Genomic DNA, 9,770 nt, shown 5'->3' on the forward strand with positions numbered 1-9,770 from the left:
GCTGGGGCGGCCGCGGCGGCACCTGGCCGCGAGGAGGCGTGGCGGGGCGGCGGGGCGGCACCGGCCGTTGCCCTGGGTGTCTGCGCCGGTCGTCATCCGGTCCTTCGCGCATCTCCACGCAAGCTCCTCTCAAGCCGCGCCGAACCCTGGGTGACGCCGTTGTCACGGTGCGGGAAAATCCGACCAGTCCGGCCGCTGCTTTCCTGCGGTCGTTTACGTTAACGTGTGCACGTGGCGCTGGTTGCGCACCCTCAGCGGGACATCGCCACCAGACGAGCCCGAAGAGCACCGCGAGGAACACACGATGCCCAAGTCCAAGGTCCGCAAGAAGACGGCTTACACCCCGCCTGCCGACCGGCGCACGCCGGTGAAGGTGCGGGCGGCCGGCCCCACCGGCCTCGCCTGGAAGATCCCCATGTTCGGGCTGATGCTCGTGGGCCTGGTGTGGCTGCTCGTGAACTACATCGCCGGGGACAAGATCTCCTGGATGGCCGATCTGGGCAACTGGAACTTCGCCGGCGGGTTCGCGCTGATGATCGCGGGTCTGCTCATGACTATGCGCTGGCGCTGATTATTACTCCGATTGGCGGCTTGACGCCGAATTACACCGGTGTGACTCATCCCCAGTGTGGATAACCCCTGTGGATAACTACCCCACCTCTTGGGCGCCGCGCCGGGCCGTTGTGGTATCGGCCTGGGCGGTGACGGCGTTGCTGCTGGTCGGCGTGGTGACCGACGCGCTCATCGGCGACCGCGGCGGGCTGGTGCTGTTCGCGCTGGCGGCGGTGGCCGTCGGCGCGTTCGCCGCCCACGCCACGCTCGTCCGGCCGCGGCTGGCCGCCGACGCCGAGGGCCTGGTGGCCCGCACCCTGGGTGGCGAGCACCGGCTCCCGTGGGGGCAGACCCGCACGCGGCTGCGCACCACCCGCCGGCTGGGCCGCGACGGCGTCACCCTCGAGGTCGAGCACGACGAGCAGTTGTACGTCTTCGGCCGGCTGGACCTCGGCGAGGACCCGCGGGACGTCCTGGACGTCCTCAGCACGCTGCGGGCGCGCGGCTAGCCGCAGGCGTAGGTCGGAACGCCGCGGAACGGGATGACCCCGCAGGTCACCGTGCCGAACTGGACGGCCTGGTAGGCCAGCAGGCCGACGATGGCGAGCACGATGATCCCGAGCCCGATCGCCTGCCAGCGCGCCTGGTCGGCCTCCGGCGCGTAGAGCAGCGCGGCGGTGACCAGCGCCCCGGTCACCAGGCCGCCGACGTGCGCCCAGATCGAGATGCCGGGGATGCCGAACGTGATGAAGGCGTTCAGCGCGAGGGTGATGATGAGCCCGGTCGGGTTCAGCCGCAGCTTCAGCACGAGCACCGCGTAGGCGCCCATCAGGCCGAACAGCGCTCCCGAGGCGCCGACCGTCGGCGGACTGGACTGGTCGAAGATCAGGACGGCGGCGGAAGCGCCGAGCATCGAGATGAAGTAGAGGGCGAGGTAGCGGCCGCGGCCACAGACCTGCTCCAGGGCCCGGCCCATCATCCACAGCGAGAACGAGTTGACCGCGATGTGGATCGGGCCGTAGTGCAGGAACCCGTTGGTCAGGACCCGCCACCACTCGTCGTTGCCGAGCGTCGCGGCGGGGTAGAGGCTGCCGTGCTGGAAGAGGGCCGCGGCGTCGTTGTCGTTGAGGCTGCCCGCCTGGAAGACCGTGAAGAGGAAGACCAGGACGTTCACCGCGAGGATGACCTGGGTGACGAGCACGGACTGCGAGAGGCGCGCACCGAACACCGTCCGCTGGCCGAAGCCGGCTTCCTGGTGGTCGCGGTGCTGACGGCGCTGCTGCTGTCCGCCGGCGTGCACGCAGTCGGTGCACTGGAAGCCGACGGGGGCTTCGCGGAGGCAATCCGGGCAGGCCGGACGCCCGCACCGGGAACAGCTCAGTCCGGTCGGGCGGTTCGGGTGCCACCAGCACCCGGGGAGCGCGGCTTGTTCGGCGGCGGGGTTCGGCGGTTGGTTCACGATGGAACCAACCTACCGAAACCTCGCTGCACGGGCCGTCAGTGCTCGATGGTGACCTTTTCGATCACGACGTCGGTCAGCGGGCGGTCCGCCGGGCCGGTGGCGGTCCGGGCGATCGCGTCGACGACGTTGCGCGACTCCTGGTCGGCCACCTCGCCGAAGATCGTGTGCCGGAAGTTCAGGTGGGCGGTCGGCGCCACGGTGATGAAGAACTGCGAGCCGTTGGTGCCGGGCCCGGCGTTCGCCATCGCCAGCAGGTACGGCTTGCTGAACTGCAGCTCCGGGTGGAACTCGTCGCCGAACTTGTAGCCGGGGCCGCCGCGGCCGGTGCCGGTCGGGTCGCCGCCCTGCAGCATGAAGCCGTCGATGACCCGGTGGAAGATCGAACCGTCGTAGAAGGGCCCGGAGTTGGTGCCCGCCGCGTTCGGCTGGGTGTACTCCTTGGTGCCTTCCGCGAGCCCGACGAAGTTCGCGACCGTCTTCGGCGCGTGGTCGGGGAGCAGGTTCAGGTGGATGTCACCCTGGTTGGTGTGCAGCGTAGCTTTCACGAGGTTCATCGTGCCATCTGCGGCGGGCGGCGGGAAAAAGGGGCACGATAGGTTACGGGTAACAGAGCAGTGTCAAAACGAATGATGAGGTGAAGCCCATGTCCCGGGCGACAGCCCAGGCCGTCGAGACCGCCGACAAACTCGTCACCGAGGGTGTCAAGCAGGGGCGGCGCGCGCAGAAGAAGCTCGCGAAGAAGACGGAACTGACCCGCAAGGAGCTCAAGAAGAGCTCGAAGGCCGCTCGCCAGGAGGCGCTCGCGCGCCTGTCCGAGCTGCGCAAGCCGGGTCGCAAGGCGAAGAAGGCCGCCATCAAGGCCGCGAAGGCGGCCGGCGAGTCGAAGCGCCGCGGCAAGAAGGACTTCAAGGCGGCGAAGAAGGACTTCTACGCTGCCGTGACCGAGGCCAAGTCGGCTGCGAAGGGCACCCGCGGCCGTCGCAAGTGGCCGTGGCTGCTCGGCCTGGTCGTGGTCGGTGCCGGCGCCGCCTACGCTCTGCGTTCGAAGCAGGAGCCGCCGGTCGCGCCCGCGCCGCCGAAGGCCACCCCGCCCGCGCCGAAGCCCGCCGAAGCGGCGAAGCCGACCCCGCAGGCCAACGGCAAGGCGCCCTCGCCGGCGCCCGCCGAAAAGAAGAACTGAGCGCGACGCGAAGAGGCCCCCGGGGGTGCACCGGGGGCCTCTTCAGTCGTGCTCGGGACTAGCTCACGCGTTGGCGGCGTGCTTGTCGACCAGCGCGCCCAGGCGGGGCAGCGCCTCCTCGACGTTCTTCTTGCCGTTCGGGCGCAGCTTGCCGTAGACCTTCTTGATGCTGTCGCGGCTGCTCTTCTCCGCGCGCGAGTCGGTGACGCTCAGCAGCGCGTCGGAAGCCTCGTCCGAGCGGCTGGACAGGTACGCACCGAAGTCGTTGCCGCCCTTGGCGCGGTAGTCGACGTAGAACGGCTCGAGCGCGACCACGAAGTCGGGCAGCAGGGTGTCGACGGCCGAGGGGATGATGCCCGGCTTGATCTTCTTGACCGCGGCGAAGCCGGTCTTCACAACGGCACCCGAAACGCCGCCCTTGTCCGAGACCTCGGCGTCGACGAGGGTCTCGAAGTCGGTCACGACCGCCGGGCGACGGCTGGAGTCGAGCAGGATTTCCTTGAGGGTGTCAGCCACGAATCTTGTCCTTTGTCGTTGCAGAGTTGGTGCCCCGCCCCGGGGTGGGGATGCCCCGGTGGCCGCGGTGCGCGAGTCCACGAAGCCTGCGCGTGACGCACAGGGTAATACAAGATCAACATCACTCACCCGTGTGGAGCCCGCTACCTAGAGCTTCAGGGCAGCGATAGCCTTCTTGACCACTGTGCGTGCCTTCACGCTTTGCTTCTGGTTGGTGGTCGCGATGACCGCCGCCGAGCCCTTGGCGACAGCGTAGACAGCGCCGTCGTCGGTGGACAAATAGCCGCCCTTCCAGCCGGAAGGGTCGCTCGCCGGGTTCGACGAGTCCACCGGCGCCGCCTGGTTGACCAGCGCCGTCGCCGTCTTCGCGTCGCCGACGTACACCCGAACGGTGAGCTGGATCTTCCCGTCCGGGCGATAGAAGAAGCACGCCGGGTGGGGCTGGTCGGCGGACACCCGCACCTTGGAGACGTGCTGGCCGTTCGAGTCGGCCACGAATTCGCTGCCGAGGTACGGGCAGTCCTCGGTCGCGCCCGGCTGCGGTTCCGGCGGCAGCCCACCGGCCGCGGTGGCGGCGGACGGCGAGCTGGGCGTCGCGGTACCGGTCACGATGGAGGCGCCGCAGCCGGCCAGCAGGACCACGGCGGGCGCGAGAAGTACGAGTCGTCGCATAGCGCGCACAGTCAACCATGAGGCGTGTGTGAAAACCGCTGGCTGACGTCGCCGGGACGCCGGGGCGTGCGACGATGGCGGCATCCGTACGACGGTCAGGGAGGTCCCCGGCGTGCTCACCCCCGAGCAGTACCTCGGCGCGGTGGCCGAGCGCATCCAGCGCTCGGGCGGCCGGCTGAACTCCGTGCAGATCGGGCCCGCGACCGCCGTCGTCGGCCTGTTCACCGAATCGGTGATGCTCACGACGATGAACTACTGCGTCATCGCCGCGGCCGTGCCCGAGGTCAGCGCCGCGGCGCTGTACGACTTCACCGGCCGCGCCACGCAGCACGCGCGCGCCAACCTGATCGGCACCATGGGCTGGACGGCGGGTTCGGTCGTCATCGCCGGGCTCGTCGGCCAGCGCGTGTACCCGGACGCCGCGCAGGCCGCGTCCGCGAAGTCGGGCAACCAGTTCGGCGGCGAGACGCGGATGGTCGCGGTCGACCTCTCGGCCGGGCAGATGTTCGCCTTCGTCGGCGGGAAGCTGTGGGGCGCCGCGGTGCAGGGTTCGGTCAACGCCAAGCTGACCTACTGCTTCCCGCAGCCCGCCGAGGTCTACCAGCAGGTGCAGTGGCAGCAGGCGCAGCAACAGCAGCAGCAACCGCCGCCCGCGCCGCAGCAGCCGCCGCCGGGCTGGCAGCAGCAGCCGCCGATGCCGCAGGTCCCGCCGCCGCCGGTGGTCGGCCCGGCCGGTCCGCAGCCGCCGGTCTACCCGCCGCCGGGGCAGCACCCGCAGCAGGGGCCGTACGGTTACTGACATGGTGCGGTTGCGCGGCTGGGCCTCGTTCCCCGAAGAACTCCCCGTGTTCACGCCGGAAACGGCGCCGCCGGACCCGCGGGCGTTGTTCCTGGAATGGCTGACCGAAGCCGGCGAGCACGTGCTCGCGCCGCACGCCGTCACGCTGTCCACAGTGGACGCCGATGGCGCGCCGGACGCCCGCGTCGTGATCCTCAAGGACGTCGGGCCGGCCGGCTGGGCGGTCGCGACCAGCTCGGAAAGCCCGAAGGGCCTGCAGCTGCGCAAGGATCCCCGTGCCGCGCTGACGTTCTTCTGGCCCGGCCGCGGCCGTCAGGTCCGGCTGCGCGGACCGGTCTCCCCCGCCGCGCCCGAGGTGTCGGCGGAGGACTTCCTCGCCCGGCCGCCCGCTTCCCGCGTCGAAGCGTTCATCGGGCGGCAGTCGCAGGTGCTGGCGGACCCGGCGGACCTCGACGCCGCGGCCGCGGAAGCGGAACGCTGGGTGGCGGAAAACCCTTCCACCGCACCCGAAACGTGGACGCGGTACTTCGTGGACCCGGACGTCGTCGAGTTCTGGCAGGCCAGCCACGACCGGCGGCACGTGCGGCTGCGGTACCGCAAGACCGACGGCGGCTGGGTCCGCGAACGCCTTTGGCCCTGATCGGGGGTATCCCGCGCACGGGCGCCTGTGCGCATGATGCACCCATGCGCTCGAAGATCCTGACCGCCGGGCTGGTCCTGGCGCTGACCGCCGCACTCGGGGGTGTGGCCTCGGCCGACGCGCGTCCTGGGGGACGACCGAAGCTGACGGATCCGCACCCGTGCCCGGGCCAGCCGGGCTTCACCTGCTCGACGTTGACCGTGCCGCTCGACCACACCGGCCGCGTGCCGGGGACGCTCGACCTCGCCGTGGCGACCGCCGACAACGCCGACGCGCCCAAGGGCGTGCTGCTGTTCCTGACCGGCGGGCCCGGCCAGGGCGGCGTCGGCACCATCACGCGGATCGCGAAGCAGCGGCTGCCGGAAGTCGCGAAGGACTACCGGTTCGTCATGCTCGACCAGCGCGGCACCGGCCCCGCGGGCGCCCTGAAGTGCCCCGGCCTGCAGGAGCAGATGGGCAGCTCCGACATCGCGACGCCGTCCCGCGAGGCCGTGCTCGAGTGCGCGAACATCCTCGGCGACACGGCGCCGCTGTACTCGACCGACCAGACGGTCGCGGACTTCGACCAGCTGCGCCGCGCGCTGGACGTGCCGAAGATGGTCGTCGACGGCGTCTCGTACGGCTCGTTCACGGCGGCGCGGTACGCACTCGCGCACCCGGCGAACGTCAGCAAGGTCGTGCTCGATTCCGTGCTGCCGCACCACGCGACGGCGTCGGCGTCGCTGTACCTGACCGGCCTGACGGCCGAGGCCCGGGTGCTGCGCGCGGCGTGCGCGGTGGCCCCGGCCTGCGGCTACGACCCGGCCGACGACCTGGCGTGGGTGGTCCGCCACCGCGGTACCGCCGACGGCGTGCGGATCTTCGACCTGGTCGTCACCTACGAGTTCGTCGATCCGACGTACCGCAACGCGCAGGCGGGCGACCTCATCGGCGCCCTCCACGAAGCCCGCGCCGGCTCGCCGGCGCACCTGGACGGCCTGCTGGAGGGGTACAAGTCCGGCGGCGACGACCCGGCGTCGTTCAGCTCCGGCCTCCACGCGGCGACGCTGTGCGCGGACCAGCGCTTCCCGTGGGGCTCCGCGGCGACGCCGGTGTCGCTGCGGCAACCGTTGCTGTCGCTGGCCGCCCGGACGCTGCCGCCGAGCGCGACCTGGCCGTACACCACGGAAGTCGCGACGCAGCAGGGCTTCATCCAGAGCTGCCTCCCGTGGCCGGCCGAACGCCCCGGCTCCAACCCGGCCGGGAAGCTGCCGGACGTCCCGGTGCTGCTGCTCAACGGCGACCGCGACCTGTCGACGCCGCTGGAGTGGGCGAAGGAGGAAGCGGCGCAGGCCCCGCGCGGCCGGTTGGTGATCGTGCCGGGCGAGTCCCACTCGATCCAGAACCGGGAGCGCGGGCACGCGGGCCGGGACGCCGTGCTCAGTTTCCTCCAGTAGCCGACCAGGTCACCGGCAGTTCGTGCACGCCGTAGATGTTCATGTCCGTCCGCAGCTTCACCTCCCCGGCGGGCACGGCGAGCTCCAGCGTCGGGAACCGGCGCAGCAGGGCCTCGAAGCCGGCGCGCATCTCGATGCGGGCCAGCTGCTGGCCGAGGCACTGGTGGACGCCGTGGCCGAAGGACAGCAGGCCGCGGGCGTTGCGGTGGACGTCGAGGGTGTCCGGGTTTTCGAAGCGGCGGGGGTCGTGGTTCGCGGCCAGCAGCGAAACCACGACCGTCGAGCCCTTGGGGATCGTTTCGCCGCCCAGCTCCAGGTCTTCGGTGGCGTAGCGGAAGAAGATGTCGGCCACCGACAGGTAGCGCAGCAGCTCCTCGACGGCGCCCGGCAGCAGGTCCGGGTTCGCGCGCAGCTCGGCGATCTGCTCCGGGTGCTCCAGGAGCGCGAAGGTGCCCAGCGACAGCATGTTCGCGGTCGTCTCGTGGCCGGCGAGCAGCAGCAGGAACGCGGCGCCGGTCAGCTCCTCGACGGTCAGGTCTTCGTGGCGGGCCAGGTCGGACAGGATGTCGTCGCCGGGCTCGGCGCGCTTGTTCGTGACGAGTTCCGTCAAGTACGTGTTCAGCGCGATGTACGCGCCCATCTTCGTCTCGAGCGGCTGGTCGCGGACCATGAACTGCGCCGAGTTCGCCTGGAAGCTGTCCCGGTCCGCGTACGGGACGCCGAGCAGTTCGCAGATGACCAGCGACGGCACCGGCAGCGCGAACTCCTCGACCAGGTCGATCGGCGGGGTCAGCCGCGCCAAGTGGTCCAGCTGCTGCTCGACGATCTCGACGATGTGGTCCTCCAGCGTCTTCATCCGCTTCACGGTGAAGGCGCCGGTGAGCTTGCGGCGCAGCCGGCCGTGGTCCGGCGGGTCCATGGCGATGAACATGCCCGGGAGCTGCGGCGACGGCTCGGTGGCGGCGGGCATGCCCGTCTCGTACGGCACGTGGATGACGTCGAGGTCCAGCCGCGAGCTGAACCGGGTGTCGGCCATCATCTGCCGCGCTTCTTCGTAGCCGGTGACGAGCCAGCCCTCGTGGCCGTCGGGGAAGACGAGCGGGCTGACGGGGCGCGCGTCGCGCAGCCGGCTGATCTCGCTCGGCGGGTCGAACGGGCCGGCGTCGCGTTCCATCGCCAGACCGTGCGGGACGTTGCTCATCGGATTTCCTTTCGTGGTGGCTGCCGCCACGATGGCCGGGCCGGCTGACACGGGCCTGACACCGCTCGGACACCGCCGCCCGTGGCAAGATCTGGCTGGTGCAGATCGGGATGCTGGGTCCATTCGAGGTCCGCTCGGACGACGGCGTGCCGTCCGACGTGCCGGGTGCGCGGTTGCGCGGCCTGCTGGCCGCCCTCGCGCTCGACCCGGGGCACGTCGTCCCGAAAGCCACGCTGGTCGACTGGATCTGGGGCGAGCACCCGCCCGCCGACGCCGCGAACGCGTTGCAACGCCTGGTTTCCCGGCTCCGGAAAGCGCTGCCCGAGGGCTCCGTCGACGGCCAGCCGACCGGCTACCGGCTGCTGATCGGCCCCGACGACGTCGACGCCGTGCGGTTCGAACGCCTCGCCGCCGATCCGAACCGGCTGCGTGAAGCGCTCGAACTGTGGCGCGGTCCGGCCCTGCAGGACGTCGACCTGCCGGAAAGCGCCGCGCTCGAGGCAGCGGTGACCCGCCTCGAAGCCCTGCGCCTGACGGCGATGGAGGAGTACTTCGACGCGGAGCTCAACCTCGGCCACGGCGCGCAGGTCGTCACCGAGCTGACCGACCTGGTCGCCGCGAACCCGCTGCGCGAACGGCTGGTCGCCGCGCTGATGCGCGCCCTCGTCGCGAGCGGCCGCGACACCGAGGCGCTGCTCGTGTACCAGCGCACGAAGGACGCGCTCGCCGATTCGCTCGGCGTCGACCCCTCGCCGGAACTCTCGGCCCTGCACGTCGCGCTGCTGCGGGGCGAGCTGGTGCGGCCGGAGGCCGACCGGAAGACCAACCTGCGGGCCGAGCTCACCAGCTACGTCGGCAAGGACGCCGACGTCACCGCGGTCGGCGAGCTCATCGCCGAGCACCGCCTGACCACCGTGATCGGCCCGGGCGGCTCCGGGAAGACCCGACTGGCCACGGAAACCGCGCGGCAGCTGCTCAACGGCCTGCCGGACGGCGCCTGGGTGGTGGAGCTGGCGGGCATCGGCGCCGACGGCGACGTCGCGCAAGCCACGCTCGGCGCGCTCAAGCTGCGGGACGCGCTGCTCGGCGAGGCGCCGGACGCCGAGCCGACGGACCGCGTCATCGCCGCGCTGCGCGAGCGGTCGATGCTGCTGGTGCTGGACAACTGCGAGCACGTCATCGAGTCGGCGGCGGCGTTCGCCCACCGGGTGCTCGGGGAGTGCCGTCGGCTGCGGATCCTCGCGACGAGCCGGGAACCGCTCGGCATCACCGGTGAGGCGCTGTGGCAGCTCGCGCCGCTGGTCCTGCCCGC

The 9,770-nt window shown here is 71.2% G+C and carries 12 protein-coding genes; 7 read left to right on the forward strand and 5 right to left on the reverse strand.

What is annotated here, in order from left to right:
- Positions 1–304: 304 nt before the first annotated feature.
- On the forward strand, positions 305–571 hold the full coding sequence (gene crgA, locus G3I65_RS44995) for a cell division protein CrgA (protein ID WP_033261030.1): 267 nt from the start codon (positions 305–307) through the stop codon (positions 569–571).
- Positions 572–701: 130 nt separating this feature from the next.
- Entirely contained in the window at positions 702–1,061 is a 360-nt protein-coding gene (locus tag G3I65_RS45000; RefSeq protein WP_309236007.1) for a PH domain-containing protein, read from the forward strand.
- Here G3I65_RS45000 and G3I65_RS45005 read toward each other — a convergent pair.
- Positions 1,058–1,852 carry a rhomboid family intramembrane serine protease gene (locus G3I65_RS45005; RefSeq protein WP_160701521.1) on the reverse strand — a complete coding sequence of 265 codons (795 nt, stop codon included), beginning with the start codon at positions 1,850–1,852 and terminating at the stop codon, positions 1,058–1,060. The genes G3I65_RS45000 and G3I65_RS45005 overlap by 4 nt on opposite strands.
- Before the next feature lie 197 nt (positions 1,853–2,049).
- Positions 2,050–2,568, reverse strand: coding sequence for a peptidylprolyl isomerase (locus tag G3I65_RS45010; protein WP_163046861.1), 519 nt, complete (start codon positions 2,566–2,568; stop codon positions 2,050–2,052).
- Positions 2,569–2,657: 89 nt separating this feature from the next.
- Here G3I65_RS45010 and G3I65_RS45015 point away from each other — a divergent pair, with 89 nt between their 5' ends.
- Positions 2,658–3,194, forward strand: a complete 537-nt coding sequence (locus G3I65_RS45015) for a hypothetical protein (RefSeq protein WP_160701522.1) — start codon at positions 2,658–2,660, stop codon at positions 3,192–3,194.
- A gap of 63 nt (positions 3,195–3,257) precedes the next feature.
- On the opposite strand, the gene G3I65_RS45020 is transcribed toward G3I65_RS45015, so the two are convergent.
- Together G3I65_RS45020 and G3I65_RS45025 are read right to left on the reverse strand one after the other, a co-directional pair.
- Positions 3,258–3,710 carry a DUF6918 family protein gene (locus G3I65_RS45020; protein WP_160701523.1) on the reverse strand — a complete coding sequence of 151 codons (453 nt, stop codon included), beginning with the start codon at positions 3,708–3,710 and terminating at the stop codon, positions 3,258–3,260.
- A gap of 147 nt (positions 3,711–3,857) precedes the next feature.
- A complete protein-coding gene (locus tag G3I65_RS45025; RefSeq protein ID WP_166641385.1) occupies positions 3,858–4,382 on the reverse strand; it encodes a DUF2020 domain-containing protein in 525 nt (174 codons plus the stop codon).
- Between the two features lie 112 nt (positions 4,383–4,494).
- On the opposite strand from G3I65_RS45025, the gene G3I65_RS45030 reads away from it, so the two are divergent.
- The 3 genes from G3I65_RS45030 to G3I65_RS45040 are packed head-to-tail and all read left to right on the forward strand — an operon-like array spanning position 4,495 to position 7,257.
- The gene (locus G3I65_RS45030; protein ID WP_160701524.1) at positions 4,495–5,181 is read left to right on the forward strand and encodes a hypothetical protein; all 687 of its coding nucleotides are present in this window, start codon (positions 4,495–4,497) and stop codon (positions 5,179–5,181) included.
- Between the two features lies 1 nt (position 5,182).
- Positions 5,183–5,821 (forward strand): pyridoxal 5'-phosphate synthase, encoded by a 639-nt coding sequence (locus G3I65_RS45035; RefSeq protein WP_160701525.1) that lies wholly within the window; start codon positions 5,183–5,185, stop codon positions 5,819–5,821.
- Positions 5,822–5,865: 44 nt separating this feature from the next.
- Positions 5,866–7,257, forward strand: coding sequence for an alpha/beta fold hydrolase (locus G3I65_RS45040; protein ID WP_160701526.1), 1,392 nt, complete (start codon positions 5,866–5,868; stop codon positions 7,255–7,257).
- Here G3I65_RS45040 and G3I65_RS45045 read toward each other — a convergent pair.
- Positions 7,241–8,458, reverse strand: a complete 1,218-nt coding sequence (locus G3I65_RS45045; RefSeq protein ID WP_160701527.1) for a cytochrome P450 — start codon at positions 8,456–8,458, stop codon at positions 7,241–7,243. The two genes, G3I65_RS45040 and G3I65_RS45045, sit on opposite strands and share 17 nt — an antisense overlap.
- 98 nt (positions 8,459–8,556) lie before the next feature.
- Here G3I65_RS45045 and G3I65_RS45050 point away from each other — a divergent pair.
- The coding region (locus G3I65_RS45050) for a BTAD domain-containing putative transcriptional regulator (RefSeq protein WP_160701528.1) at positions 8,557–9,770 on the forward strand (1,214 nt) is incomplete at its 3' end.

This window comes from Amycolatopsis sp. SID8362, from assembly GCF_010550475.1.
In the GTDB taxonomy this organism is placed as follows: domain Bacteria; phylum Actinomycetota; class Actinomycetes; order Mycobacteriales; family Pseudonocardiaceae; genus Amycolatopsis; species Amycolatopsis eburnea.